Annotated in this window: 44 protein-coding genes and 1 pseudogene; 7 read left to right on the forward strand and 38 right to left on the reverse strand. The window is 51.1% G+C overall.

Going from position 1 to position 25565, the window contains the following annotated elements; all coding sequences use genetic code 11:
• Positions 1 to 191 precede the first annotated feature (191 nt).
• Entirely contained in the window at positions 192 to 746 is a 555-nt protein-coding gene (locus UTM25_RS21885; RefSeq protein WP_194401449.1) for a gamma carbonic anhydrase family protein, read from the forward strand.
• Here UTM25_RS21885 and UTM25_RS21890 read toward each other — a convergent pair.
• The 6 genes and pseudogenes from UTM25_RS21890 to dprA all read right to left on the reverse strand — a co-directional run bounded on the left by UTM25_RS21890 (position 722) and on the right by dprA (position 4467).
• Complete coding sequence (locus UTM25_RS21890) at positions 722 to 970, reverse strand: DUF1488 domain-containing protein (RefSeq protein WP_045405320.1); 249 nt, start codon at positions 968 to 970, stop codon at positions 722 to 724. The two genes, UTM25_RS21885 and UTM25_RS21890, sit on opposite strands and share 25 nt — an antisense overlap.
• The gene (gene aroE / locus UTM25_RS21895) at positions 967 to 1785 is read right to left on the reverse strand and encodes a shikimate dehydrogenase (protein WP_194401448.1); all 819 of its coding nucleotides are present in this window, start codon (positions 1783 to 1785) and stop codon (positions 967 to 969) included. Before aroE ends, UTM25_RS21890 begins: the two co-directional genes overlap by 4 nt.
• A 4-nt stretch (positions 1786 to 1789) precedes the next feature.
• Positions 1790 to 2324 (reverse strand): annotated as a pseudogene (tsaC, locus tag UTM25_RS21900) (L-threonylcarbamoyladenylate synthase type 1 TsaC).
• Positions 2317 to 2871: a type I DNA topoisomerase gene (locus UTM25_RS21905; protein ID WP_194401447.1), complete on the reverse strand. Its 555-nt coding sequence runs from the start codon at positions 2869 to 2871 to the stop codon at positions 2317 to 2319. The pseudogene tsaC and the gene UTM25_RS21905 overlap by 8 nt, the downstream one beginning before the upstream one ends.
• A 26-nt stretch (positions 2872 to 2897) precedes the next feature.
• Positions 2898 to 3371 (reverse strand): DUF494 family protein Smg, encoded by a 474-nt coding sequence (gene smg, locus UTM25_RS21910; protein ID WP_008503477.1) that lies wholly within the window; start codon positions 3369 to 3371, stop codon positions 2898 to 2900.
• Entirely contained in the window at positions 3343 to 4467 is a 1125-nt protein-coding gene (dprA, locus tag UTM25_RS21915; protein WP_194401446.1) for a DNA-protecting protein DprA, read from the reverse strand. Before dprA ends, smg begins: the two co-directional genes overlap by 29 nt.
• Before the next feature lie 127 nt (positions 4468 to 4594).
• Between dprA and def the strand changes: the two genes are divergently transcribed.
• The 5 genes from def (at position 4595) to mscL (ending at position 9372) form a co-directional block, all read left to right on the forward strand.
• Positions 4595 to 5104 (forward strand): peptide deformylase, encoded by a 510-nt coding sequence (def, locus tag UTM25_RS21920; RefSeq protein ID WP_006812188.1) that lies wholly within the window; start codon positions 4595 to 4597, stop codon positions 5102 to 5104.
• Positions 5105 to 5129: 25 nt separating this feature from the next.
• Positions 5130 to 6077: a methionyl-tRNA formyltransferase gene (gene fmt / locus UTM25_RS21925; RefSeq protein WP_194401445.1), complete on the forward strand. Its 948-nt coding sequence runs from the start codon at positions 5130 to 5132 to the stop codon at positions 6075 to 6077.
• Between the two features lie 52 nt (positions 6078 to 6129).
• Positions 6130 to 7416 (forward strand): 16S rRNA (cytosine(967)-C(5))-methyltransferase RsmB, encoded by a 1287-nt coding sequence (gene rsmB / locus UTM25_RS21930; protein WP_194401444.1) that lies wholly within the window; start codon positions 6130 to 6132, stop codon positions 7414 to 7416.
• Positions 7417 to 7438: 22 nt separating this feature from the next.
• The gene (gene trkA / locus UTM25_RS21935; RefSeq protein ID WP_008503482.1) at positions 7439 to 8815 is read left to right on the forward strand and encodes a Trk system potassium transporter TrkA; all 1377 of its coding nucleotides are present in this window, start codon (positions 7439 to 7441) and stop codon (positions 8813 to 8815) included.
• A gap of 146 nt (positions 8816 to 8961) precedes the next feature.
• A complete protein-coding gene (gene mscL / locus UTM25_RS21940; RefSeq protein ID WP_023309449.1) occupies positions 8962 to 9372 on the forward strand; it encodes a large-conductance mechanosensitive channel protein MscL in 411 nt (136 codons plus the stop codon).
• On the opposite strand, the gene UTM25_RS21945 is transcribed toward mscL, so the two are convergent.
• The 31 genes from UTM25_RS21945 to rpsJ all read right to left on the reverse strand — a co-directional run bounded on the left by UTM25_RS21945 (position 9373) and on the right by rpsJ (position 24156).
• On the reverse strand, positions 9373 to 9588 hold the full coding sequence (locus tag UTM25_RS21945; RefSeq protein ID WP_194401443.1) for an alternative ribosome-rescue factor A: 216 nt from the start codon (positions 9586 to 9588) through the stop codon (positions 9373 to 9375).
• Positions 9589 to 9645: 57 nt separating this feature from the next.
• Positions 9646 to 10071: a Zn(2+)-responsive transcriptional regulator gene (zntR, locus tag UTM25_RS21950; protein WP_063441538.1), complete on the reverse strand. Its 426-nt coding sequence runs from the start codon at positions 10069 to 10071 to the stop codon at positions 9646 to 9648.
• A gap of 2 nt (positions 10072 to 10073) precedes the next feature.
• Positions 10074 to 10442: a DUF1992 domain-containing protein gene (locus UTM25_RS21955; protein ID WP_320715353.1), complete on the reverse strand. Its 369-nt coding sequence runs from the start codon at positions 10440 to 10442 to the stop codon at positions 10074 to 10076.
• Between the two features lie 107 nt (positions 10443 to 10549).
• Positions 10550 to 10933 carry a 50S ribosomal protein L17 gene (gene rplQ / locus UTM25_RS21960; RefSeq protein ID WP_001216368.1) on the reverse strand — a complete coding sequence of 128 codons (384 nt, stop codon included), beginning with the start codon at positions 10931 to 10933 and terminating at the stop codon, positions 10550 to 10552.
• A 40-nt stretch (positions 10934 to 10973) separates the two neighbouring features.
• The gene (locus UTM25_RS21965) at positions 10974 to 11963 is read right to left on the reverse strand and encodes a DNA-directed RNA polymerase subunit alpha (protein ID WP_002919219.1); all 990 of its coding nucleotides are present in this window, start codon (positions 11961 to 11963) and stop codon (positions 10974 to 10976) included.
• 25 nt (positions 11964 to 11988) lie between these two features.
• A complete protein-coding gene (gene rpsD / locus UTM25_RS21970; protein ID WP_004868345.1) occupies positions 11989 to 12609 on the reverse strand; it encodes a 30S ribosomal protein S4 in 621 nt (206 codons plus the stop codon).
• Between the two features lie 33 nt (positions 12610 to 12642).
• A complete protein-coding gene (gene rpsK / locus UTM25_RS21975) occupies positions 12643 to 13032 on the reverse strand; it encodes a 30S ribosomal protein S11 (protein ID WP_003863312.1) in 390 nt (129 codons plus the stop codon).
• 16 nt (positions 13033 to 13048) lie between these two features.
• Positions 13049 to 13405, reverse strand: coding sequence for a 30S ribosomal protein S13 (gene rpsM, locus UTM25_RS21980; protein WP_003863308.1), 357 nt, complete (start codon positions 13403 to 13405; stop codon positions 13049 to 13051).
• 146 nt (positions 13406 to 13551) lie between these two features.
• A complete protein-coding gene (gene rpmJ / locus UTM25_RS21985; RefSeq protein ID WP_000868187.1) occupies positions 13552 to 13668 on the reverse strand; it encodes a 50S ribosomal protein L36 in 117 nt (38 codons plus the stop codon).
• A gap of 31 nt (positions 13669 to 13699) precedes the next feature.
• Positions 13700 to 15031, reverse strand: coding sequence for a preprotein translocase subunit SecY (gene secY, locus UTM25_RS21990; protein ID WP_003863305.1), 1332 nt, complete (start codon positions 15029 to 15031; stop codon positions 13700 to 13702).
• A 7-nt stretch (positions 15032 to 15038) separates the two neighbouring features.
• Positions 15039 to 15473 carry a 50S ribosomal protein L15 gene (gene rplO / locus UTM25_RS21995; protein WP_003863304.1) on the reverse strand — a complete coding sequence of 145 codons (435 nt, stop codon included), beginning with the start codon at positions 15471 to 15473 and terminating at the stop codon, positions 15039 to 15041.
• Between the two features lie 3 nt (positions 15474 to 15476).
• On the reverse strand, positions 15477 to 15656 hold the full coding sequence (rpmD, locus tag UTM25_RS22000) for a 50S ribosomal protein L30 (RefSeq protein ID WP_003863301.1): 180 nt from the start codon (positions 15654 to 15656) through the stop codon (positions 15477 to 15479).
• 6 nt (positions 15657 to 15662) lie between these two features.
• Entirely contained in the window at positions 15663 to 16163 is a 501-nt protein-coding gene (gene rpsE, locus UTM25_RS22005) for a 30S ribosomal protein S5 (RefSeq protein WP_003863299.1), read from the reverse strand.
• A 14-nt stretch (positions 16164 to 16177) separates the two neighbouring features.
• Positions 16178 to 16531 (reverse strand): 50S ribosomal protein L18, encoded by a 354-nt coding sequence (gene rplR / locus UTM25_RS22010; RefSeq protein WP_003863297.1) that lies wholly within the window; start codon positions 16529 to 16531, stop codon positions 16178 to 16180.
• Positions 16532 to 16540: 9 nt separating this feature from the next.
• The gene (rplF, locus tag UTM25_RS22015; protein WP_003863296.1) at positions 16541 to 17074 is read right to left on the reverse strand and encodes a 50S ribosomal protein L6; all 534 of its coding nucleotides are present in this window, start codon (positions 17072 to 17074) and stop codon (positions 16541 to 16543) included.
• A 12-nt stretch (positions 17075 to 17086) separates the two neighbouring features.
• On the reverse strand, positions 17087 to 17479 hold the full coding sequence (rpsH, locus tag UTM25_RS22020) for a 30S ribosomal protein S8 (RefSeq protein WP_006178918.1): 393 nt from the start codon (positions 17477 to 17479) through the stop codon (positions 17087 to 17089).
• Between the two features lie 30 nt (positions 17480 to 17509).
• A complete protein-coding gene (rpsN, locus tag UTM25_RS22025; protein WP_003863291.1) occupies positions 17510 to 17815 on the reverse strand; it encodes a 30S ribosomal protein S14 in 306 nt (101 codons plus the stop codon).
• 14 nt (positions 17816 to 17829) lie between these two features.
• On the reverse strand, positions 17830 to 18369 hold the full coding sequence (rplE, locus tag UTM25_RS22030; RefSeq protein WP_001096206.1) for a 50S ribosomal protein L5: 540 nt from the start codon (positions 18367 to 18369) through the stop codon (positions 17830 to 17832).
• A gap of 14 nt (positions 18370 to 18383) precedes the next feature.
• Positions 18384 to 18698 (reverse strand): 50S ribosomal protein L24, encoded by a 315-nt coding sequence (rplX, locus tag UTM25_RS22035; RefSeq protein ID WP_003863287.1) that lies wholly within the window; start codon positions 18696 to 18698, stop codon positions 18384 to 18386.
• 10 nt (positions 18699 to 18708) lie between these two features.
• Positions 18709 to 19080, reverse strand: coding sequence for a 50S ribosomal protein L14 (gene rplN, locus UTM25_RS22040; protein WP_002919748.1), 372 nt, complete (start codon positions 19078 to 19080; stop codon positions 18709 to 18711).
• Between the two features lie 119 nt (positions 19081 to 19199).
• Positions 19200 to 19454 (reverse strand): 30S ribosomal protein S17, encoded by a 255-nt coding sequence (gene rpsQ, locus UTM25_RS22045; protein WP_008503489.1) that lies wholly within the window; start codon positions 19452 to 19454, stop codon positions 19200 to 19202.
• Positions 19454 to 19645: a 50S ribosomal protein L29 gene (rpmC, locus tag UTM25_RS22050; RefSeq protein WP_003863282.1), complete on the reverse strand. Its 192-nt coding sequence runs from the start codon at positions 19643 to 19645 to the stop codon at positions 19454 to 19456. Before rpmC ends, rpsQ begins: the two co-directional genes overlap by 1 nt.
• Positions 19645 to 20055, reverse strand: coding sequence for a 50S ribosomal protein L16 (rplP, locus tag UTM25_RS22055; RefSeq protein ID WP_002919759.1), 411 nt, complete (start codon positions 20053 to 20055; stop codon positions 19645 to 19647). The genes rpmC and rplP overlap by 1 nt, the downstream gene beginning before the upstream one ends.
• A 12-nt stretch (positions 20056 to 20067) precedes the next feature.
• Positions 20068 to 20769, reverse strand: coding sequence for a 30S ribosomal protein S3 (gene rpsC / locus UTM25_RS22060; protein WP_000529945.1), 702 nt, complete (start codon positions 20767 to 20769; stop codon positions 20068 to 20070).
• Between the two features lie 17 nt (positions 20770 to 20786).
• Positions 20787 to 21119 (reverse strand): 50S ribosomal protein L22, encoded by a 333-nt coding sequence (gene rplV, locus UTM25_RS22065; protein WP_002919773.1) that lies wholly within the window; start codon positions 21117 to 21119, stop codon positions 20787 to 20789.
• A gap of 14 nt (positions 21120 to 21133) precedes the next feature.
• The gene (rpsS, locus tag UTM25_RS22070; RefSeq protein ID WP_001138117.1) at positions 21134 to 21412 is read right to left on the reverse strand and encodes a 30S ribosomal protein S19; all 279 of its coding nucleotides are present in this window, start codon (positions 21410 to 21412) and stop codon (positions 21134 to 21136) included.
• A gap of 16 nt (positions 21413 to 21428) precedes the next feature.
• Entirely contained in the window at positions 21429 to 22250 is an 822-nt protein-coding gene (gene rplB, locus UTM25_RS22075; RefSeq protein WP_000301859.1) for a 50S ribosomal protein L2, read from the reverse strand.
• Between the two features lie 17 nt (positions 22251 to 22267).
• Positions 22268 to 22570 (reverse strand): 50S ribosomal protein L23, encoded by a 303-nt coding sequence (gene rplW / locus UTM25_RS22080; RefSeq protein ID WP_000617546.1) that lies wholly within the window; start codon positions 22568 to 22570, stop codon positions 22268 to 22270.
• Positions 22567 to 23172, reverse strand: coding sequence for a 50S ribosomal protein L4 (gene rplD, locus UTM25_RS22085; RefSeq protein ID WP_000424395.1), 606 nt, complete (start codon positions 23170 to 23172; stop codon positions 22567 to 22569). The genes rplW and rplD overlap by 4 nt, the downstream gene beginning before the upstream one ends.
• Positions 23173 to 23182: 10 nt before the next feature.
• Positions 23183 to 23812, reverse strand: coding sequence for a 50S ribosomal protein L3 (gene rplC / locus UTM25_RS22090; RefSeq protein WP_006178923.1), 630 nt, complete (start codon positions 23810 to 23812; stop codon positions 23183 to 23185).
• A gap of 32 nt (positions 23813 to 23844) precedes the next feature.
• The gene (gene rpsJ, locus UTM25_RS22095; protein WP_001181005.1) at positions 23845 to 24156 is read right to left on the reverse strand and encodes a 30S ribosomal protein S10; all 312 of its coding nucleotides are present in this window, start codon (positions 24154 to 24156) and stop codon (positions 23845 to 23847) included.
• A 380-nt stretch (positions 24157 to 24536) separates the two neighbouring features.
• Between rpsJ and UTM25_RS22100 the strand changes: the two genes are divergently transcribed.
• Positions 24537 to 25010: a prepilin peptidase gene (locus tag UTM25_RS22100; RefSeq protein WP_194401441.1), complete on the forward strand. Its 474-nt coding sequence runs from the start codon at positions 24537 to 24539 to the stop codon at positions 25008 to 25010.
• Here UTM25_RS22100 and bfr read toward each other — a convergent pair.
• The gene (gene bfr, locus UTM25_RS22105; protein ID WP_008503492.1) at positions 24994 to 25470 is read right to left on the reverse strand and encodes a bacterioferritin; all 477 of its coding nucleotides are present in this window, start codon (positions 25468 to 25470) and stop codon (positions 24994 to 24996) included. The genes UTM25_RS22100 and bfr overlap by 17 nt on opposite strands.
• Positions 25471 to 25565: the final 95 nt, after the last annotated feature.

Below are 25565 nucleotides of genomic sequence, written 5' to 3' on the forward strand. Positions count from 1 at the left end.
GATGGAGGCGCATTATAGGGATCCCATTTTTTAGCACAAGTATTTTTTAGATCTTTTTTTCCGACTGCTGATTTTCCGCGCTTTTCGCTGAAATCCCGCCCGATCTGCTTAAATATTGACGTATTTTGCCTTGCCGCGATCCATTAATATGATCAAAGTCTTCTGTATAGCGCTCATTGTTAGAGGTAGATATGCCCGCAGTATTACGGCCTTATAAAGATCGGTTCCCCCAAAAAGGCGATCGCGTGATGATCGATGCCAGCAGCGTGGTGATTGGCGATGTCCGAATGGCAGATGATGTCAGCATCTGGCCCCTCGTCGCCATCAGGGGAGATGTTAACTATGTGTCGATTGGCGCCCGTACCAATATTCAGGACGGCAGCGTTCTGCATGTCACGCACAAATCCTCCTATAACCCGGACGGTAATCCCCTCATCATTGGAGAAGAGGTTACCGTCGGCCATAAAGTGATGCTTCACGGCTGCACTATCGGGAATCGCGTACTTGTTGGCATGGGGTCGATTTTGCTGGATGGCGTCATAGTAGAAGATGACGTAATGATTGGTGCCGGAAGCCTGGTCCCGCAGAACAAACGGCTGGAGAGTGGCTATCTCTATCTGGGAAGCCCGGTAAAACAGATCCGCCCCCTGAAGGAGGCAGAGATCGAAGGGTTAAAATACTCGGCGAACAACTACGTTAACTGGAAGAATGACTATTTGGATCAGGACAACCAAACCCAGCCCTGATCGTCTTCCTGCTGTTCGCGAATTAAATCGCTGGCTTCCTCTTCCAGATCCCAGCGATTTTCGCAAAATATCGCTATCGGGTCTGAACCGCCAAAACGACGCAACAGCGTTTCCCCATGAATGGCACAGGTAAGTTGCATACCCTGCACCAGCACCGGAAAACAGACCGCTTGTTTACTCTCATCCCAGTTTTCTCTGTCCGGGAAATGAATAGCCTGGTTCACGCCGAAAGCTCCTGCTTTAACTTTTCAATGACAGGTTCGACCGCAGGCAACACGCCATGCCAGAGCAGCACCGCATGCGCAGCCTGACCCACCAGCATTCCCAGCCCATCGGCTAACTGCTTCGCGCCGTGTTGTTCGCACCAGTTAAGGAAAGGCGTCTTCCCTTTCTGATAAAACATGTCATAGAAGTACATATGCGCGCTGACCAGAGAAGCGGGAATTGCCGGGATCTCGCCATTGATGCCGCTGGACGTGGCGTTGATGACAAGGTCGAACTCACGATCGGCAAGATCGTCAAGCGCTACCGCGCTCACGCTGCCGGTATGCGCAAACAACTCCGCCAGCGCTTCCGCTCGGGAAAAGGTTCTGTTGGTAATGGTCACCGCACAGTCCAGTGAAAGCAGAGGCAACAGTACTCCCCGCGATGCGCCACCCGCACCAATCAGCAGGACCCGAAGCCCGGGCTTAATAAACGACAGTCGTTCCAGGTCGCTAAGTAAACCAATCCCGTCGGTGTTGTCACCCAAAAGGCGTCCATCCTCAAGCCGTTTTAGGGTATTGACTGCACCAGCCAGTGAGGCGCGCTCGGTGAGCTCATCCGCTCGTTCGAAAGCTTCCTCTTTAAAAGGAACCGTCACATTCGCGCCTTTACCGCCCGCGGCGAAAAAAGCCTCCAGCGTTGGAATAAATGCATCCACCGGTGCCAGTACGCGACCATAGGGATGATTTATCTGCAGCTGCTTCGCAAATTGCTGATGGATCAACGGTGACTTGCTGTGTGCAATCGGATTACCAAAAACAGCATAGGTTTCCATGAGATTACCCCTGGCGAAAACGTTCGCCGGTCAAAGCATCGCGAATTTCAGACGGATTCAGCCGCCCTCCCGTTTCACCGACAGCGACTGGGAAGTCATTCCCGAACTGCGCCAGTACTTCTTCGGTTGTCCGGCAAGGTGGCAATCCGGTCAAGTTGGCGCTGGTTNNCCAGCGGATGGTCAGTTACGCGAACGGCGAGGGAATCAAAGCGTCCGGTTAACCAGCGAGGCGTTGTCGGCTGCGCCGGGAAAACGAAGGTCACCGGGCCAGGCCACGCGGAGAAGATAGTCTCGCGCTGCGCCGGCGTCAGCATGGAGTCATCGATATAGGGTTTAAGCTGCTCGTAATTCGCAGCGATCAAAATCAGCCCTTTCTCGACGGGTCTTTGTTTTAAGGCAAGCAGTCGGCTCACGGCCGTCTCGCTGTCAGGATCGCAACCGACTCCAAAAACAGCTTCAGTTGGATAGGCGATGACTTCTTCTTTTTTCAGTACGTCCACGGCATGCGCAATGGAGCCTGATGGCAGGTTATTATTCACTATTTTGATCCGCCGTAACCGGCTTTCCACATTGTTTACTGGCGCAGAAGCGTTTCATGCCTTGCGCGGTTTTCTTCTCTATAAGTAGCGGATAATTGCAATGAGGGCAGGTTCCCGCTACCGGTTTAAAATTGATAACGAACTGGCATTCAGGGTAGCGATCGCACGAATGGAAAGTCTTACCATAACGGGAGCGGCGCTGTACCAACTGACCGCGCTGACACTGTGGGCACGCAATTGCCGTTTCATCAGGCTTATCGATTTGTTCCGTATGCTCACATTCCGGGTAGCGGCTACATCCAATAAACATGCCGAAACGCCCCTGCCGCAGGGCTAATTCACCACCGCAGAGTGGGCAATACTGACACTCCAGAATTTTAACGATATGTCCATCCGCCTGGCTTTTCAGGGGACGGACATAATCACATTCCGGATAGTGTGAACAACCGAGAAACGGGCCGTGTTTCCCGGACCGAATAACAAGTTCAGCCCCGCACTGCGGGCAGGGCTCGTTTTTATGCACCGTGAATAGTGCTGATTTGGCCATAACAACTCTTGGTGCTGCACATTGAATTAGTGCAGCATACCTTCATTCACTTCAAAGAGTAATTCTTCCATTTGCTGATAGGCGTTTTCACAGCCCGGGATATTAAACAGAACCATCAGGATCACCCACTTGAGATCTTCCAGTTCAAATTCTGCTGTATCCAGCGCCATGACGCGCTCTATCACCATTTCTCTCGTTTCGAGGTTCAGCACCTGAATCTGCTCAAGGAATAAGATGAACCCCCGGCAGCTGGCGTCCAGCCTTTCACACTCTTCCGCTGTATAAATGCGTACTGACAATGGGTCAGAAGCAAGCTGCATCGGTTCGGCGAGGCCTTCCTGATAATCAGCCAGTTTTTCCAGCCACATCAACGCATTATAGATATCTTCCCGCTCAAACCCCGCATCGGTAAGATCCTGTGTCAATTTGTCCTGATCCACTCGCATTTCTGCTTCGTTATGGATGTAAGTCTCAAACAAATACATCAGTACGTCGAACATGGCATGCCCTCCTTAATCGGACATAGCCGCCGGGTACAGCTGCGATCCACCCTGCTAACTCCAGTTCGAGTAGCTGTGCTACCGTTACTGGCACAGGTTGGCCGGCACGTTCAGCGACAACGTCAACAGGTGTTACCTCATCTCCTACGTTAGCCAGGAGCTTGGGAAATGGCAATGCCACCTTTCCCTGATCTGATGAATATTGTCGCTTTTCGGGATCTTCCTGCAGCCATTGCAACCCATATTGCAAATTTTCAAGAATATCTCCTACTTCCGTTACCGGCGTTGCCCCTTGCTTAATCAGCCAGTGGGGCCCCTCGCATCCGGGATTACCTATCGGTCCAGGCAAGGCGAATACTTCTCTTCCCTGTTCGAGCGCGCATCGCGCCGTGACCAGCGAACCGCTTCGGCGCGCCGCTTCAACCACCAGCACGCCTTTGCTAAGCCCGCTGATAATCCGATTACGACGCGGAAAGTTTGCCGGCCTGGGCTGTGCGGAAAGCGGAAACTCAGAAACTATCGCGCCGTCAGATTCGATAAGCCGCATCGCCAGTGCCTGATGCCGGCGTGGATAAATGCTAAAAAGACCGTTCCCCAGCACCGCTACGCTTCGTCCCTTAACTGACAGCGCCGCGCTGTGGGCTACGCCGTCAATACCGCAGGCCAGCCCGCTGGTGATCGTGAAACCGCTTTGTGACAGTTGTTCGCACAGGATTTTCCCCCATCGCTCGCCGTACCATGACGGCGCACGACTACCTACTACCGCCAGCTGAACGGTATTAAGCGTCTCAGGGTTACCTTTTATGAATAACGCCCCGGGATAATCAGGAATCGTGCGGAGCAAAGGGGGATATAGGGGATGGTTGGGCGTTAATAAGTGATGTCCCGGCAGCTCAAGCCACACAAGGCTACGTTCCAGCTCGCTCTCATCGAGTGCAAAGAACCGTTCAGCCTGCTTTGCTGTCAGCCCGGCATTTCTGGCCACGAGAACGTTGAGGTGTTCCTGCTTCTGCAGTCGCGCAGCTGCTTCCAGCATTACATCACCACACAGAGACCCAGTGTGTATTAGCCGTAGCCATATCTCGGTAGACGTCATCCTTTCCCCTGCCATAAGCGGCCTCTGCAATCATTGCGATTGGTCACTGATGCTGTCAATCGATGGGGGATTTGTCTAGAATAGAGAGAGTATTCTTATCAACTCCTGAACACGACTCTGGAAATTTATGGCAGTTTTGCAAGTGTTACATATTCCGGACGAGCGCCTTCGCATCGTCGCTGAACCGGTCAAAGAAGTGAATGCAGAAATCCAGCGTATCGTTGATGATATGTTCGATACCATGTACGCCGAAGAAGGCATTGGCCTGGCGGCGACCCAGGTGGACATTCATAAGCGTATTATCGTGATTGATGTTTCCGAAAATCGCGATGAGCGTCTGGTGCTGATCAACCCTGAGCTACTCGAAAAGAGTGGCGAAACCGGTATTGAGGAAGGCTGTCTGTCCATTCCTGAACAGCGCGCTTTAGTACCGCGTGCCGAAAAGGTGAAAATTCGCGCTCTGGATCGTGACGGTAACCCGTTCGAACTGGAAGCAGACGACCTGCTGGCAATTTGTATTCAGCATGAGATGGATCACCTGGTCGGTAAACTGTTTATCGATTATCTCTCGCCGCTGAAACAGCAGCGTATTCGTCAAAAAGTAGAGAAACTGGATCGTTTGCGTTCTCGCGCATAACGTCCCCCCGGATACAAGGATCATCGTGTCTAAAACACTACGTATTATCTTCGCGGGAACCCCTGATTTTGCAGCGCGTCATCTTGACGCGCTGTTATCGTCTGGTCACCAGGTTGTTGGCGTCTTTACCCAGCCGGACCGTCCTGCTGGTCGCGGCAAAAAACTGATGCCGAGCCCTGTAAAGGTGCTGGCAGAAGAGCATGGGCTACCCGTTTTCCAGCCAGCATCGTTGCGCCCACAGGAAAATCAGCAGCTGGTTGCTGATCTGAATGCCGACGTAATGGTAGTGGTGGCTTACGGTTTAATTTTGCCAAAAGCTGTGCTTGATATGCCACGCCTGGGTTGCATCAACGTGCATGGGTCTCTGCTTCCGCGCTGGCGTGGTGCTGCACCTATCCAGCGCTCGCTCTGGGCGGGTGATGCCGAAACGGGCGTTACCATCATGAAGATGGACGTAGGTTTAGACACCGGCGATATGCTGTATAAACTGGCGTGCCCCATAACGTCAGACGATACCAGCGCTACGCTGTATGACAAGCTGGCAGACCTTGGTCCACAAGGACTTATCGACACGCTCCAGCAGCTTGCTGACAACACGGCGAAACCGGAAGTTCAGGATGACGCGCTGGTGACTTATGCCGAAAAACTGAGCAAAGAAGAAGCGCGGATCGACTGGTCCCTGTCAGCAGCTCAACTTGAACGCTGCATCCGCGCTTTTAATCCGTGGCCGATGAGCTGGATGGAGATTGATGAGCAGCCGGTGAAAGTCTGGAAAGCCTCCGTCATTAGCGGTACTACCACGGCTGAACCCGGCACGATTGTTGACGCCAACAAGAACGGGATCCAGGTGGCGACTGCGCAAGGGATCCTGAATCTTGAATCGCTACAACCGGCCGGCAAGAAGGCCATGAGCGCTCAGGATCTGTTAAATTCCCGCCGCGAATGGTTTATTCCGGGCAATCGTCTTGCCTGAGCAAATCTATCCTTAAGGCCCGGTGTTTCCGGGCATTTTTATTTTTACGGTTATGAAAAAACAAAATCTACGCAGTATGGCGGCTCAGGCCGTTGAGCAGGTTATCGAGCAGGGCCAGTCATTAAGTAACGTCCTGCCTCCTCTGCAACTAAAAGTCTCTGATAAAGACAAAGCCCTGCTTCAGGAGCTCTGCTTTGGCGTTCTGCGCACGCTTTCTCAGCTTGAATGGTTGATTAACAAGCTGATGTCACGCCCAATGACAGGCAAGCAGCGCACCGTACACTATTTGATTATGGTGGGTTTTTATCAGCTTCTTCATACCCGCATCCCACCTCATGCCGCGCTGGCTGAGACGGTGGAAGGTGCCGTTGCGATTAAACGCCCTCAGTTGAAAGGCCTGATCAACGGCGTACTGCGTCAGTTCCAGAGACAGCAGGAAGAGCTTCTGGCTGAATTTGCCCAAAGCGAAGCACGTTTCCTGCACCCAGACTGGCTGTTGAAGCGCCTGAAAAAAGCCTATCCACAGCAGTGGCAGGAGATTGTCGATGCCAACAATCAGCGTCCGCCAATGTGGTTACGCGTGAATCGGAATCACCACACCCGAGACGCATGGCTGGCATTGCTTGAAGAAGCTGGAATGAGTGGATTCCCGCATCAAGCCTATCCGGATGCTGTACGTCTGGCCTCACCGGCACCGGTACATGCATTACCCGGTTTTGATGAGGGCGGGGTTACCGTACAGGATGCCTCGGCGCAGGGTTGCATGACCTGGCTTGAACCCAAAAATGGCGAGCAGATCCTCGATCTTTGCGCCGCACCTGGGGGCAAAACGACGCATATTCTGGAAGTGGCTCCGCAGGCCAGCGTGATGGCAGTGGACCTCGATGAACAGCGTCTCTCACGCGTCTACGACAACCTTAAGCGTCTGGGCATGAAGGCTCAGGTTAAGCAGGGCGATGGACGCAAACCCGCAGAATGGTGTGGTGAAACGCAATTCGATCGCATTTTGCTGGATGCCCCCTGCTCTGCAACCGGTGTTATTCGTCGTCATCCGGACATCAAGTGGCTACGCCGCGATCGTGATATTCAGGAACTTGCCCAAATGCAATCCGACATTCTCGACGCCATTTGGCCGCATCTTAAATCTGGCGGAACGCTGGTCTATGCGACTTGCTCCGTACTGCCGGAAGAAAACAGCCAGCAAATCGCGGCCTTCCTTAAACGTACGCCGGACGCCGCGCTGCGCGATACGGGAACGCCTGAATCCCCGGGTCTGCAGAACCTGCCGGGTGCTGAAGAGGGCGATGGCTTCTTTTACGCTAAGCTAATCAAAGAATGATGTTGAGAACAGGTCACGAGATATGAAGATTATCATTCTGGGTGCAGGACAGGTGGGCGGAACGCTGGCGGAAAACCTGGTTGGCGAAAACAACGACATCACAATTGTTGATACCAACGGCGATCGTCTGCGTGTATTACAGGACAAGTTTGACCTGCGCGTGGTGCAGGGTCATGGTTCGCACCCACGTGTTCTTCGTGAGGCGGGCGCCGACGATGCCGACATGCTGGTTGCGGTAACCAGTTCTGACGAAACCAATATGGTGGCCTGTCAGGTGGCATACTCGCTTTTCAACACGCCAAACCGAATTGCGCGTATTCGCTCTCCGGACTATGTTCGCGATGCTGAAAAACTGTTTAATTCCGAAGCGGTCCCCATTGACCACCTCATCGCGCCAGAACAGCTGGTTATCGACAATATCTATCGCCTGATCGAATATCCGGGTGCCCTGCAGGTGGTGAACTTTGCTGAGGGCAAAGTGAGCCTGGCAGTGGTTAAGGCCTATTATGGCGGACCATTGATCGGCAATGCGCTTTCCACCATGCGCGAGCACATGCCGCATATCGATACGCGCGTTGCAGCGATTTTCCGTCACGACAGGCCAATTCGCCCGCAAGGCTCCACGATTGTCGAAGCCGGTGATGAGGTCTTCTTTATTGCGGCCTCACAGCATATTCGTGCGGTGATGAGTGAACTTCAGCGTCTCGAAAAACCCTATAAACGCATTATGCTGGTCGGCGGCGGCAATATCGGCGCCGGTCTGGCACATCGGCTGGAAAAAGATTACAGCGTGAAGTTGATCGAGCGCGATCAACAGCGTGCTGCTGAACTGGCGGAAAAACTGCAAAATACGATTGTATTTTATGGTGATGCGTCTGATCAGGAGTTGCTGGCTGAAGAGCATATTGATCAAGTTGATCTCTTTATTGCCGTCACCAACGACGACGAGGCGAATATAATGTCCGCCATGCTCGCGAAGCGCATGGGGGCTAAAAAAGTAATGGTGCTTATCCAGCGTAAGGCGTATGTCGATCTGGTTCAGGGCAGCGTTATTGATATTGCCATTTCCCCTCAGCAGGCGACAATTTCCGCTCTCCTGAGCCATGTTCGTAAAGCGGATATTGTCGGTGTGTCATCGCTCCGCCGTGGCGTAGCGGAAGCCATTGAAGCCGTTGCTCATGGAGATGAAACGACGTCACGCGTCGTCGGCCGTTCGATCGACGAAATTAAACTGCCGCCAGGCACGATTATCGGCGCCGTTGTGCGCGGGAATGATGTCATGATTGCCAATGATAATTTACGAATTGAGCAAGGCGATCACGTTATTATGTTCCTTACCGATAAAAAGTTTATTACCGACGTCGAACGTTTATTCCAGCCAAGTCCATTCTTCCTTTAAAGAATTGGGTGCTCGAGAAAGAGCACCCTTACTTTATCCTTTTCATTTCTGTGCCTTTTATTTTTCATAATGTTTAATTATCCCGAATGGCAATTGGCTAATGATTTGTTAAACTTAAACTCGTCAGCTGGCACAAGGAGAGAACAATGAGTTTTATTAAAGAATTTCGCGAATTTGCGATGCGCGGGAACGTGGTGGATTTGGCAGTGGGTGTCATTATTGGTGCGGCATTCGGCAAGATTGTTTCATCATTAGTGGCCGACATTATCATGCCACCTTTAGGGTTGTTAATCGGCGGCATTGATTTCAAACAGTTCGCTTTCACGCTGCGTGAAGCTCAGGGTGATGTTCCGGCAGTAGTAATGCACTACGGCGTATTTATTCAGAACGTATTTGATTTTGTGATTGTCGCGTTTGCCATATTTATGGCTATCAAGCTGATCAACAGGCTCAACCGTAAAAAAGAAGAGCCGGCTGCAGCACCTGCGCCAACGAAAGAAGAAGTGCTGTTAAGTGAGATCCGCGATCTGTTAAAAGAGCAGAATAACCGCGTCTAATCAATGGATAAAAGCAGGAAGGCCAGTGGTAAATAAGCGATTCGCTTGCTTGCCACTGGCCTCCCAGTTACCCCGTTTTTCATGTTTGTCTTTACGCAGATAACTTCCTTTCCCTTTTTTATTCTTCTCAACGCGCTGCCTGAATAACGGGTCGTGAAGTAACGCCTCAATGGCATTGTCCTTAATTTGTCCTTTCGTGTGCTGATAGCGGCTCATAATGTCTCCAGAGCAAGGTTTATGACGACGGGAGTCTAGACCCGGTTGAACTAAAAATCAACAGCGCTGCGTTTCTCCACTCGCTCCCTGTTCAAGGGCTTCGAGGATTGAACAATAAATGCTGCTGTGTGCCGTACCGCAGCAGGCATCATTCAGCCTTTGCAGAGAGCGCTGCATGGTTTGCAGTTCCTGTATACGCGCTTCGACTTCATCCAGCCGGGCCTGCACGATGCTTTTAGATTCCTGGCAGGTGTGATGTTCCGGATCGATGCGGATCGATAATAACTCGCGGATCGAATCCAGCGTGAAACCGAGCTGACGCGCATAACGAATAAACCGCAGGCGCTGCAGATCGTTATCGGTATAAAGGCGAAAGCCTCCTTCAGTACGTACTTCATGATCGATCATCTGCTGCTTTTCGTAATATCGGATGGTATCCGGCGTAACGTTCGCAAGCTTCGCAAGTTCACCGATGCGGTACATAACTACTCCTCGCTTATTTTCTGCATCAATCTTTCACCGTATTCACCGTGCAGAAAATCAGTGTTCATCCCAGCCTGGCGTAGCTTGAGTTCAAGCAGGGCGAGACGGCGGCTAAGTTCAGAATGTCGTGGATCGTCATGGCGGATCTCTTTGAGAAGATCGGCCAGTTCAACAGCTTCTCTGCGCTGTTCGAGCTCCGGGGGGAGACAGCCCGCATTTTTCAGCAAACGGTATCCAGCCCGTAGTTCAGGCGCGATGTGCGAATCATCGTCAAGCGCAAGGGGTTCGCCGCTTCCCGGGAGATCGTCGAATTCACCTTTTTTTTGGGCATCGCGAATATGGCGTTCTGCCCACTGGTCGAGCAACCACATTACCAGCTCCAGGGATTGAACAGAATTGATACAGACATTTTAGAGAAGTGGTGGTATCGCGGATATAAAAAAACCCGCCGGAGCGGGTTTTTTTACGTTACTGCAGATTACTCTGCAGCAGCTTCTGCTTTCTCTGAACGATCAACCAGCTCGATGTAAGCCATCGGCGCGTTGTCGCCTGCACGGAAACCACACTTCAGAATGCGAGTGTAACCACCGGCACGGCTCGCGAAACGCGGGCCCAGTTCGTTAAACAGTTTTGCCACGATCTCGTTATCACGAGTACGGGCGAATGCCAGACGACGATTAGCAACGCTGTCAGTCTTGGCAAGAGTAATCAGCGGCTCAACTACGCGACGCAGCTCTTTCGCTTTAGGCAGGGTCGTCTTGATGATCTCATGACGAACCAGTGAACCTGCCATGTTGCGGAACATAGCCTGGCGATGGCTGCTGTTGCGGTTCAGTTGACGACCACTCTTACGATGGCGCATGACCTTATCCTTCTCAGTAAAACCTTAACCTGTGATCCGGTTACTCGTCAGCAATGCTTGCCGGTGGCCAGTTTTCCAGGCGCATGCCCAGAGACAGACCACGTGAAGCCAGCACGTCTTTAATCTCAGTAAGAGATTTTTTACCCAGGTTCGGCGTTTTCAGCAACTCAACCTCGGTACGCTGTACCAGATCACCGATATAGTGGATAGCTTCTGCCTTGAGGCAGTTAGCAGAGCGGACAGTCAATTCGAGATCGTCAACAGGGCGCAGCAGGATCGGATCGAATTCTGGTTTCTCTTCTTTCACTTCCGGCTGACGTACATCACGTAAGTCAACGAAAGCTTCCAGTTGTTCTGCCAGGATGGTCGCCGCACGACGAATCGCCTCTTCAGGATCGATTGTGCCGTTGGTTTCCATTTCGATGACCAGCTTGTCCAGGTCGGTACGCTGTTCTACACGCGCTGCTTCAACATTGTAGGCAATACGCTCTACAGGGCTGTAGCATGCGTCGACCAGCAGACGGCCGATTGGGCGCTCATCTTCTTCCGAATGAATTCGGGCAGAAGCCGGCACATAACCACGACCGCGCTGAACTTTGATACGCATGCTAATAGCTGCGTTCTCATCGGTCAGGTGGCAGATCACGTGCTGCGGCTTGACGATTTCAACATCACCGTCGTGGGTGATGTCGGCTGCAGTCACAGGGCCAATGCCAGATTTATTCAGAGTAAGAATAACTTCATCTTTACCCTGAACTCTCACCGCCAGCCCTTTCAGGTTGAGCAGGATTTCAAGGATATCTTCCTGAACGCCTTCTTTGGTGCTGTACTCATGAAGTACACCATCAATCTCAACCTCGGTCACCGCGCAACCCGGCATCGATGAGAGCAGAATACGGCGCAGTGCGTTACCCAGAGTATGGCCAAAGCCACGCTCTAAAGGCTCAAGGGTCACCTTGGCGTGCGTCGAACTCACTTGCTCGATATCTACCAGGCGCGGTTTTAGAAACTCTGTCACAGAACCCTGCATTGTGTCCTCTCTTTGGTACTAAGCTTTACTTGGAGTAAAGCTCGACGATCAGGTGTTCGTTAATGTCCGCAGACAGATCAGAACGTTCTGGCTGACGCTTGAACGTACCTTCCATCTTGCCAGCATCAACTTCCAGCCAGGTTGGCTTTTCACGCTGCTCAGCCAGCTCCAGAGCGGCCTTCACGCGAGATTGCTTTTTCGCTTTCTCACGAATGCTAACAACGTCATTCGCTTTAACCTGATAAGAAGCGATGTTAACAACACGACCGTTTACCATGATTGCTTTGTGGCTAACCAGCTGACGTGATTCAGCACGAGTAGCGCCGAAGCCCATACGGTATACAACGTTGTCCAGACGACCTTCCAGCAGAGCCAGCAGGTTTTCACCTGTGTTGCCTTTCAGACGTGCTGCTTCTTTATAGTAGTTACGGAACTGACGCTCCAGCACACCGTACATACGGCGAACTTTTTGCTTTTCACGCAACTGCACACCATAGTCAGACAGACGCGGTTTACGCGCACCGTGCTGGCCAGGAGCTTGTTCAATTTTACACTTGGTATCGATCGCGCGAACGCCAGACTTAAGGAATAAGTCGGTGCCCTCACGACGGCTCAGCTTGAGCTTAGGACCCAAATATCTTGCCATTTTCTATCTCCAACTAACCTAAAAAACGGAGCGTTATACGCGACGTTTTTTCGGCGGACGACAACCGTTATGAGGGATCGGAGTCACATCAGTAATATTCGTGATGCGGAAACCAGCGGCGTTCAGAGCGCGAACAGTAGATTCACGACCCGGACCCGGACCTTTAACCATAACTTCCAGATTCTTGATGCCGTATTCTTTTACGGCTTCTGCGCAACGCTCTGCTGCAACCTGAGCTGCGAACGGAGTGGATTTGCGAGAACCACGGAAACCGGAACCACCGGCTGTTGCCCAACCCAATGCGTTACCCTGACGATCAGTAATAGTAACGATGGTGTTGTTGAAAGAAGCATGGATATGAGCCACGCCGTCAGAGACTTGTTTTCTTACACGTTTACGTGCACGAACTGGTGCCTTTGCCATTATTCAATCACCCCGATTATTTCTTGATCGGTTTGCGCGGACCCTTACGGGTACGTGCGTTGGTCTTAGTACGCTGACCGCGCACTGGCAGACCACGACGATGACGCAAACCGCGATAGCAACCAAGATCCATCAGGCGCTTGATGCTCATGCTGATTTCACGGCGCAGATCACCTTCAACGACAAATTTGGCAACTTCGTCACGCAGCGTGTCGATTTGTTCTTCAGACAGCTCACTGATCTTAACATCTTCAGCGATACCCGCTGCAGCCAGAATGGCTTTAGAACGGGTCTTGCCGACGCCGTAGATCGAAGTTAATGCGATCACAGCATGTTTCTGATCAGGAATGTTAATGCCTGCTATACGGGCCACTATGCACTCCTACTATTTAATATGTACGCACCATGCTGAAAAGCCCGTTTTCAGGATACTCAAATGGAAACGTACAGACATACAAAAGATTGGCTGGCTAATCTAGCCAGCTCAACCCAACTTTGCAAGAAAAATATGCGAAATAATCAGCCTTGGCGCTGTTTATGCTTCGGCTCGGCACTGCAAATCACACGGATGACACCATCACGCTTAACGATTTTGCAGTTACGGCATAATTTCTTGACGGAAGCACGAACTTTCATTTTTACTCTCCGTAACTTCTCAGGCGACCATTTAGCGGCCGTAGCCTTTCAGGTTCGCCTTCTTCAATGCAGACTCGTACTGACTGGACATCATTAGAGTTTGCACTTGAGCCATAAAGTCCATAATCACGACAACAACGATAAGCAGTGAGGTCCCACCGAAGTAGAACGGTACTTTCATTGCATCACGCATGAACTCCGGGATCAGGCAGATAAAAGTAATATAAAGCGCACCAACCAAAGTCAGGCGAGTCATTACTTTATCGATATACTTCGCCGTTTGCTCTCCCGGACGAATTCCTGGTACAAATGCACCGGACTTCTTCAGGTTATCTGCTGTTTCACGCGGGTTGAAGACCAACGCCGTGTAGAAGAAACAGAAGAAGATGATCGCAGACGCATAGAGTAACACATAAAGTGGTTGCCCAGGCTGCAAATACAGCGAAATTGTTGTCAGCCAGTTCCAACCAGTACCGCCCCCGAACCATGACGCGATGGTCGCCGGGAACAGAATAATACTGGAAGCGAAGATAGCCGGGATAACCCCCGCCATGTTCACTTTCAGCGGTAAATGTGTGCTCTGTGCAGCATAGACACGACGACCTTGCTGACGTTTAGCGTAGTTCACCACAATGCGGCGTTGACCACGTTCAACGAAGACAACAAAGAACGTCACTGCAAATACTAATACTGCAACCAACAGCAACAGGAGGAAGTGCAGGTCGCCTTGACGCGCTTGCTCGATAGTATGGGCGATGGCTGGCGGGAGGCCCGCAACAATACCGGCGAAGATAATGATAGAGATACCGTTACCGATACCACGCTCAGTAATCTGTTCGCCGAGCCACATCAGGAACATAGTCCCTGTGACCAGACTTACAACAGCGGTGAAATAGAATGCAAAGCCCGGGTTTAACACCAGGCCCTGCATACCAGGCATATTCGGCAGACCGGTAGCAATACCAATCGACTGGAATATTGCCAGCACCAGAGTACCGTAACGGGTGTACTGACTAATCTTACGACGTCCAGACTCCCCTTCTTTCTTCAACTCTGCCAGGGCCGGATGAACGACCGTCAGCAGCTGGATAATAATTGATGCCGAAATGTACGGCATAATACCCAATGCAAAGATAGAAGCACGGCTGAGAGCACCACCAGAGAACATGTTGAACATTTCAATGATGGTGCCTCGCTGTTGCTCAAGCAGTTTGGCAAGTACAGCGGCATCGATACCAGGGATCGGAATAAAAGAGCCAATACGGAACACAATCAGCGCGCCGATAACAAACAGCAGTCTGCGTTTCAGCTCGCCAAATCCACCTTTGGCACTTTGAAAATCTAATCCCGGTTGCTTAGCCATCTGCTACTTATTCCTCAATTTTACCGCCAGCAGCTTCGATAGCAGCACGAGCACCTTTAGTAACACGCAGGCCACGAACAGTTACCGGAGTAGAAACTTCACCAGCCAGGATCACTTTCGCGAACTCGATCTGGATACCGATAATGTTTGCTGCTTTCAGCGTGTTCAGGTCTACAACGCCGCCTTCAACTTTCGCCAGGTCAGACAGACGGATTTCCGCTGTGATCGCTGCTTTGCGAGAGGTGAAGCCGAACTTCGGCAGACGACGGTACAGTGGCATCTGGCCACCCTCGAAACCGCGACGCACGCCACCGCCAGAACGAGAGTTCTGACCTTTGTGACCACGACCACCGGTTTTGCCGAGGCCAGAACCGATACCACGACCCAGGCGTTTACCCGCCTTTTTAGAGCCTTCGGCCGGAGACAGAGTATTTAAACGCATCTCTTACTCCTCAACTTTAACCATGAAGTAAACCGCGTTGACCATACCACGAACAGCAGGAGTATCCTCGCGCTCAACGGTATGACCAATACGACGCAGACCCAGGCCAAGCAGCGTTGCCTTGTGTTTCGGCAGACGACCGATTGCACTGCGGGTTTGAGTGATTTTAATAGTCTTTGCCATGGTCAATTACCCCAGAATTTCTTCAACGGATTTACCACGCTTGGCAGCGACCATTTCTGGAGAATTCATATTTTCCAGGCCATCAATAGTTGCACGAACCACGTTGATCGGGTTGGTGGAACCATATGCTTTGGCCAGAACGTTATGAACCCCAGCAACTTCCAGAACGGCGCGCATTGCACCACCGGCGATGATACCGGTACCTTCTGAAGCTGGCTGCATGAATACACGAGAACCCGTGTGAACACCTTTAACTGGGTGCTGCAGGGTGCCGTTGTTCAGCGCGACGTTAATCATATTGCGACGGGCTTTTTCCATCGCTTTCTGGATCGCTGCTGGAACTTCACGCGCTTTACCGTAACCAAAACCAACGCGACCGTTACCATCGCCTACTACAGTCAGAGCTGTGAAGGAGAAAATACGACCACCTTTAACGGTTTTAGATACGCGGTTTACCGCGATCAGCTTTTCCTGCAGTTCGCCAGCCTGTTTTTCGATGTGAGCCATCTTACACCTCTACCTTAGAACTGAAGGCCAGCTTCACGGGCAGCATCTGCCAGTGCCTGGACACGACCATGATATTGGAACCCGGAACGGTCAAAGGAAACATTGCTGATGCCTTTTTCCAGAGCGCGTTCAGCAACAGCTTTACCTACAGCTGCAGCGGCGTCTTTGTTACCGGTGTACTTCAATTGTTCTGAGATAGCTTTTTCTACAGTAGAAGCAGCTACCAGAACTTCAGAACCGTTCGGTGCAATTACCTGTGCGTAAATATGACGCGGGGTACGATGTACCACCAGGCGAGTTGCACCCAGCTCTTTGAGCTTGCGGCGTGCGCGGGTCGCACGACGGATACGAGCAGATTTCTTATCCATAGTGTTACCTTACTTCTTCTTAGCCTCTTTGGTACGCACGACTTCGTCGGCGTAACGAACACCCTTGCCTTTGTAAGGCTCAGGACGACGGTAGGCGCGCAGATCTGCTGCAACCTGACCGATCAACTGTTTATCAGCGCCTTTCAGCACGATTTCAGTTTGAGTCGGACATTCTGCAGTGATACCGGCCGGCAGCGGATGCTCAACAGGGTGTGAGAAGCCCAGAGACAGGCCTACTGCATTCCCTTTGATAGCTGCACGATAACCTACACCAACCAGCTGAAGCTTTTTAGTGAAGCCTTCGGTAACACCAACAACCATTGAGTTCAGCAGGGCACGCGCGGTACCAGCCTGAGCCCATCCATCCACGAAACCATCACGTGGACCGAAGGTCAGAGCGTTATCTGCATGTTTAACTTCAACAGCTTTGTTGAGGGTACGAGTCAGCTCGCCGTTTTTACCTTTGATCGTAATAACCTGACCGTCGATTTTTACATCAACGCCGGCAGGAATAACGACCGGTGCTTTAGCAACACGAGACATTCTTTCCTCCGATTAGGCTACGTAGCAGATAATTTCGCCACCAAGACCAGCCTGGCGCGCTGCACGATCAGTCATAACACCTTTAGAGGTAGAAACAACTGCGATACCAAGACCAGCCATAACTTTTGGCAGCTCATCTTTTTTCTTATAGATGCGCAGACCTGGGCGGCTGACACGCTGAATGCTTTCTACAACAGCTTTACCCTGGAAATACTTAAGAGTAAGTTCCAGTTCCGGCTTGGTGTCGCCTTCAACTTTAAAATCTTCGATAAAACCTTCTTCCTTCAGCACGTTGGCAATTGCCACTTTCAGCTTGGCGGAAGGCATGGTGACCGCAACTTTGTTCGCGGCCTGACCGTTACGGATACGGGTCAGCATATCCGCGATCGGATCTTGCATGCTCATCTGTCTTTACTCCCGTGATTCAATTGGTAATTACCAGCTAGCCTTTTTCAAGCCTGGCACTTCACCGCGCATGGCGGCTTCACGCAGTTTGATACGGCTCAACCCAAACTTGCCCACATAACCATGTGGACGACCTGTTTGACGACAGCGGTTACGCTGACGAGACGGGCTGGAATCACGCGGCAGAGACTGCAGCTTGAGAACCGCATTCCAACGATCTTCGTCGGAAGCGTTCACATCAGAAATGATCGCTTTCAGTTCAGCGCGTTTAGCGAAGAATTTATCAGCTAAAGCTACGCGCTTTACTTCGCGTGCTTTCATTGATTGCTTAGCCATTCAGTAACCCTACCTTACTTGCGGAACGGGAAGTCAAAGGCAGCCAGCAGAGCACGGCCTTCTTCGTCAGATTTCGCAGTAGTGGTAATGGTAATATCCAAACCACGCACGCGGTCGACTTTATCGTAGTCGATTTCTGGGAAGATGATCTGCTCACGGACACCCATGCTGTAGTTACCACGACCGTCGAAAGACTTAGCGGACAAGCCACGGAAGTCACGGATACGTGGAACAGCAATAGTGATCAGGCGCTCAAAGAACTCCCACATGCGTTCGCCACGCAGAGTTACTTTACAGCCGATCGGATAGCCCTGACGGATTTTGAAGCCTGCAACAGATTTGCGTGCTTTGGTGATCAGCGGTTTTTGACCGGAGATTGCTGTCAGGTCAGCTGCTGCGTTATCCAGCAGTTTCTTGTCAGCGATCGCTTCACCAACACCCATGTTCAGGGTGATCTTCTCGACCCGAGGGACTTGCATGACAGAATTGTAGTTAAACTCAGTCATGAGTTTGTTAACTACTTCGTCTTTGTAGTAATCATGCAGTTTCGCCATCGTACTACTCCAAATTACTTGATAGTTTCGCTGTTAGACTTGAAGAAACGGACTTTTTTGCCGTCTTCGAATCTAAAGCCTACACGGTCAGCCTTGCCGGTAGCCGCATTGAAGATTGCAACGTTAGAAACCTGAATAGCAGCTTCTTTTTCAACGATGCCACCTGGTTGGTTCAGGGCCGGAACCGGCTTCTGATGTTTCTTAACCAGGTTGATACCTTCAACGACAAGTTTGCCGGAAGACAGAACATTTTTTACTTTACCGCGTTTACCTTTATCTTTACCGGTTAACACGATAACTTCGTCATCACGACGGATTTTCGCTGCCATGATTCGCTCCTTAGAGTACTTCTGGTGCCAGAGAGATAATTTTCATGAACTTCTCAGTACGAAGTTCACGAGTTACCGGCCCAAAGATACGCGTGCCGATAGGCTGCTCGCTGTTATTGTTTAAAATAACGCATGCATTACCATCGAAGCGAATGACAGAACCGTCAGGGCGACGAACACCCTTCTTGGTGCGCACCACTACCGCCTTCAGCACATCACCTTTTTTGACCTTACCACGTGGAATTGCTTCCTTGATGGTGATCTTGATGATGTCGCCTACGCCTGCGTAGCGACGGTGCGAGCCACCCAGAACCTTGATACACATTACGCGACGTGCACCGGAGTTGTCGGCGACGTTCAGCATAGTCTGTTCTTGGATCATTTTAGTGCTCCGCTAATGTCAACTACTACCTGAGACTCTAAAATCAGAGCCGTTAAAAAGCCCCATATCGNNACGGCTCATCGCTGAGCCGTTTATTCGTATTGAGAAGGCGTACTGTATTACAGAACCGCTTTCTCTACAACGCGAACCAGCGTCCAGGACTTAGTCTTGGACAGCGGACGGCATTCACGGATTTCAACCTTGTCGCCGATACCACATTCGTTGTTCTCGTCATGTACGTGCAGTTTGGTCGTACGCTTGATGAATTTACCGTAGATCGGGTGTTTCACAATACGTTCGATAGCTACAACAATGGATTTCTCCATTTTGTCGCTAACAACACGACCTTGCAGAGTACGGATTTTATCGGTCATTACGCACCCGCCTTCTGAGTCAGTAAAGTCTTAACGCGTGCAACATTGCGACGCACTTGCTTCAGCAGGTGAGTCTGTTGCAGCTGGCCACTTGCAGCCTGCATACGCAGGTTGAACTGCTCACGCAGCAGGTTCAGCAGCTCAGCGTTCAGCTCTTCAACGCTTTTTTCACGCAGCTCTTTTGCTTTCATTACATCACCGTCTTAGTTACAAAGGTGGTTTTGATAGGCAGTTTCGCTGCTGCCAGGCCGAAGGCTTCACGGGCCAGCTCTTCCGGAACACCGTCCATTTCATAAAGGACTTTGCCCGGTTGGATCAAGGCAACCCAGTACTCCACGTTACCTTTACCTTTACCCATACGAACTTCCAGTGGCTTCTCGGTGATCGGTTTGTCCGGGAATACACGGATCCAGATCTTACCTTGACGCTTAACTGCACGGGTCATTGCACGACGTGCTGCTTCGATCTGACGTGCAGTCAGACGACCACGGCCAACAGCTTTCAGACCGAAAGTGCCGAAGCTAACATCCGTACCCTGCGCCAGACCACGGTTGCGGCCTTTGTGCACTTTACGGAATTTTGTACGCTTTGGTTGTAACATCAGCGACGCTCCTTATTTACGGCCTTTACGCTGCTGCTTTTTAGGTTGAGCAGCCGGTTTTTCCGGTTGTTCAACAGCAGCCATACCACCCAGGATCTCACCTTTGAAGATCCATACCTTAACGCCGATTACACCGTAAGTGGTGTGCGCTTCAGAGGTGTTGTAGTCGATGTCAGCACGCAGAGTGTGCAGCGGTACGCGACCTTCACGGTACCATTCGGTACGTGCGATTTCCGCGCCGCCCAGACGGCCGCTAACTTCAACTTTGATACCTTTAGCGCCCAGACGCATTGCGTTCTGTACAGCACGCTTCATAGCACGACGGAACATAACACGACGTTCCAGCTGTGAAGTGATGCTGTCAGCAACCAATTTAGCGTCCAGTTCAGGCTTACGAACTTCAGCGATATTGATCTGTGCAGGAACGCCAGCGATATCCGCTACGACCTTGCGCAGTTTTTCTACGTCTTCGCCTTTCTTACCGATAACGATGCCAGGACGAGCAGTGTGAATAGTCACACGGATGCTCTTCGCTGGACGCTCGATAACGATACGAGATACAGACGCTTTAGCCAGTTCCTTAGTCAGGTACTGACGTACTTTAAAATCGCTGTCCAGGTTGTCAGCGAATTCTTTGGTGTTCGCAAACCAGGTAGAGTTCCATGGTTTTACAATACCCAGGCGAATACCATTAGGATGTACTTTCTGACCCATTGCTAGTCTCCAGAGTCTCAGCGATCGGACACAACCACAGTAATGTGGCTGGTGCGCTTCAGGATGCGATCTGCACGACCTTTCGCACGCGGCATAATGCGCTTCATGCTTGGGCCTTCATCTACGAAAATTTTCGCGACTTTCAGATCGTCGATGTCAGCGCCATCGTTGTGTTCAGCGTTAGCAATGGCAGATTCCAGTACTTTCTTGACCAATACCGCAGCTTTCTTGTTGGTATAGGTCAGGATGTCCAGGGCCTGCGACACTTTCTTACCGCGAATCAGGTCAGCAACAAGGCGAACCTTCTGAGCAGAAGAACGAGCATGGCGATGTTGAGCTAAAGTTTCCATCTCTTCCTCCTACCTTATTTCTTCTTCGCTTTTTTATCAGCAGCGTGGCCGCGATAAGTACGAGTCGGTGCGAATTCACCCAGTTTGTGACCAACCATTTCGTCGGTAACAAAGACTGGAACGTGCTGACGACCATTATGGACAGCGATGGTCAAACCGATCATGTTAGGAAAGATCGTTGAACGACGGGACCAAGTGCGCAGGGGCTTCTTGTCTCCGCTTTCCACCGCTTTCTCTACCTTCTTCAGCAAGTGCAGGTCAATAAAAGGACCTTTCTTGAGAGAACGTGGCATGGCTTATCCTCTAAAATTATTTGCTACGGCGACGTACGATAAATTTATCAGTACGCTTGTTGCTGCGGGTCTTCTTACCTTTGGTCTGAACGCCCCACGGAGTTACCGGGTGCTTACCAAAGTTACGACCTTCACCACCACCATGTGGGTGGTCGACTGGGTTCATCGCAGTACCGCGAACGGTAGGACGAACACCACGCCAGCGTGCAGCACCTGCTTTACCCAGAACGCGCAGCATATGCTCAGCATTGCCAACTTCGCCCAGAGTAGCGCGGCAGTCTGCTTCGACTTTACGCATTTCACCAGAACGCAGACGCAGGGTGACATAAGCACCATCACGAGCAACGATCTGAACGTAAGTACCAGCGGAACGTGCCAGCTGACCGCCTTTACCTGGTTTCATTTCTACGTTATGAACGGTAGAACCAACCGGGATATTGCGCATCGGCAGGGTGTTGCCTGCTTTGATTGCAGCATCAACGCCAGACTGAATCTGGTCGCCAGCTTTCAGGCCTTTAGGGGCCAGGATGTAACGGCGTTCGCCGTCTTTGTACAGAACCAGCGCGATGTTCGCGGAACGGTTCGGATCGTACTCAAGACGTTCAACAACTGCTGGGATACCGTCTTTGTTGCGTTTGAAGTCAACAATACGATAAGCCTGCTTGTGGCCACCACCGATGTGACGAGTGGTGATACGGCCATTGTTGTTACGACCACCGGATTTGCTGTTTTTTTCCAGCAACGGAGCAAAAGGTTTGCCCTTGTGCAGCTCAGGGTTAACCACTTTAACTACGTGGCGACGACCCGGAGATGTCGGTTTACATTTAACAACTGCCATTGTATTACTCCTCCGACTTACTCAGCGCCGCCAACGAAGTCCAGGTTCTGGCCTTCTTTAAGGGTGACGTAAGCTTTTTTCCAGTCGCTACGACGACCGATACGCTGTCCGTGACGTTTAACTTTCCCTTTAACTACCAGGGTGTTAACGACTTCGACTTCGACTTCAAACAGTTTCTGCACAGCAGCTTTGATCTCTGCTTTGGTCGCGTCTTTAGCAACTTTGAGAACGATGGTGTTTGTTTTTTCCATCGCAGTAGACGCTTTTTCAGAAACGTGCGGTGCGCGAAGCACCTTCAGCAGACGTTCTTCACGAATCATGCCAGCATCTCCTCAACTTGCTTAACAGCATCAGCAGTCATTACGACTTTGTCGAAGGCGATCAGGCTAACCGGGTCGATACCAGTCGCATCGCGTACGTCAACCTTGTGCAGGTTACGTGCGGCCAGGAACAGGTTCTCGTCCAGCTCACCGGTGATGATCAGCACATCTTCCAGAGCCATGTCTTTCAGTTTCTGTGCCAGCAGCTTAGTTTTAGGCGCTTCAACAGAGAACTTCTCGACAACGATCAGACGATCCTGACGTACCAGTTCGGACAGGATGCTTTTCAGCGCGCCGCGGTACATCTTTTTGTTAACTTTTTGACTGTGGTCCTGTGGACGCGCAGCGAAGGTCACGCCACCTGAACGCCAGATCGGGCTCTTGATAGAACCTGAACGCGCACGGCCGGTACCTTTCTGGCGCCATGGCTTTTTGCCAGAACCAGTTACTTCAGCACGAGTCTTCTGAGCACGAGTACCCTGACGAGCACCAGCTGCATAAGCAACAACAACCTGGTGAACCAGCGCTTCGTTGAAATCACGACCGAAGGTAGTTTCGGAAACAGTCAGCGCGCTCTGCGCGTCTTTCAATACTAATTCCATTGCTATCCCCTTACGCCTTCACAGCTGGTTTAACGATCAGGTCGCTACCGGTTGCACCCGGAACTGCACCTTTAACCAGCAGCAGGTTGCGCTCAGCGTCAACACGTACTACGTCCAGGCTCTGAACGGTCACACGTTCGTTACCCAGCTGACCTGCCATTTTCTTGCCTTTGAACACTTTGCCCGGAGTCTGGTTCTGACCGATAGAGCCCGGAACGCGGTGAGACAAGGAGTTACCGTGGGTAGCGTCCTGGGTACGGAAGTTCCAGCGCTTAACGGTACCAGCAAAACCTTTACCTTTAGAGGTACCGGTTACGTCAACTTTTTTAACGTCAGCAAACAGCTCAACGCTAATGTCCTGACCTACGGTGAACTCTTCGCCTTCAGCAAGACGGAATTCCCACAGACCACGGCCAGCTTCTACGCCAGCTTTAGCGAAGTGACCCGCTTCTGGTTTGGTTACACGGTTAGCTTTTTTAGCACCAGTGGTCACCTGAACAGCGCGGTAGCCATCGTTAGCCAGATCTTTAACCTGGGTAACGCGGTTTGCTTCAACTTCGATTACGGTTACTGGGATTGAAACGCCATCTTCAGTGAAGATGCGGGTCATGCCCACTTTTTTACCGACTAAACCAATCATTGTATCAACCTCTCAATCGCTCGATGACCTGATTAACCCAGGCTGATCTGCACGTCTACACCGGCAGCCAGATCCAGACGCATCAGAGCATCAACGGTTTTCTCAGTTGGCTCAACGATGTCAACCAGACGCTTGTGAGTGCGGATTTCGTACTGATCGCGCGCGTCTTTGTTAACGTGCGGAGAGATCAGAACGGTGAAGCGCTCTTTGCGGGTCGGCAGCGGGATCGGACCACGGACTTGCGCACCAGTGCGCTTAGCAGTCTCGACGATTTCCGCGGTTGATTGATCGATCAGACGATGATCAAACGCTTTAAGGCGGATACGGATTCTTTGGTTCTGCATGAGACCAGAGCTCCAATTATTTTATAAACGAAAATGATTACTCCTCAAACCCATTACGATTGATGGGAGAGTGTAACCGTTCTTACGTAGCTCCCCAATTGGGAGCATTGTTGAGTAACAAAATGAGCTACTCTGGTTCTGATTGAACCCGCCGTCAATTACGACAAGCCCGCGCATTATACGTAAATCTGGACAAGACGCAAGTGCCGTTTAGAAATTAAGCGCCAGAGACGCAGTATGCGTTAAGGCGTGCAACTTTTTACGCAATGTATCCCTTCTCAAGGCTTTGTCTCGAGCCCCTACGCAAGTGTCGTTTTTATAGATTGCCGACCAGGCCGATTATAGCGAGGATGCGCTCAACCCCCTTTGAGGCCTTTGCCATGTTAACCACCCTCCCCTTTTTGCTGGTCTATTTTTCGCTGACTGCCTTTCTCGTCCGTGCAGATATTCGCTACGGACTGCTTCCCGATAAATTTCTCTGCCCGCTGCTCTGGGCGGGCCTGCTCTTTCAGCTCTTCGTCCAACCTGATTTTCTGCCGAATGCAGTGGTGGGAGCGATGGCTGGATATATCGGCTTTGCCGTTATTTACTGGGGATATCGGTTTATCTGCCGGCGTGAAGGGATGGGATACGGTGATGTAAAATACCTGGCGGCGCTTGGTGCGTGGCATGGCTGGTGCATACTGCCTACGCTGGCGTTACTCGCTGCGCTTATGGCGCTACTTAGCATTCTTGTGTTTTCGTTACTCACAGGCGATAAGGGAGCATTAAAAAACCCACTGCCTTTTGGGCCATTTCTGGCAGCAGCGGGTTTATGCGTAGGCTGGAAGACGGTGGTTACTCTTCCACTTTAATCTGCGACTGAAGGTAGTTCTGCAGACCAATTTTAGCAATCAGATCCAGCTCCGTTTCCAGCCAGTCAATATGGCCTTCTTCATCGGCCAGTATCTGGATCATCATATCGCGACTGACGTAGTCATGTACGCTGTCGGCATAGGCAATGGCTTCACGGAGATCTTTGGCGCCTTCAAGTTCCAGCCTGAGGTCGGAACGCAGCATCTCTTCGACATCTTCTCCGATGCCCAGCTTTCCGAGATCCTGCAGGTTTGGAATACCTTCAAGGAATAAAATACGCTCGATATATTTATCAGCGTGCTTCATTTCATCGATCGATTCATGGTACTCAACGTCGTTCAGACGTTTAAGCCCCCAGTTTTTGAACATTCTCGCGTGAAGAAAGTACTGGTTAATTGCGACAAGCTCATTTCCCAATAATTTATTGAGATAACTTATGATTTTAACATCACCTTTCATTATATAGTCCCTCCGCTTCCACTCATTGAAGCGTAGATCGGGCTACAGGGATGTCAAAAAAAAGATGGGCGCTTACGCGATCTCTTTGTATTCCG

This window comes from Enterobacter sp. 61D5, from assembly GCF_034107965.1.
GTDB lineage: Bacteria > Pseudomonadota > Gammaproteobacteria > Enterobacterales > Enterobacteriaceae > Enterobacter > Enterobacter cloacae_M.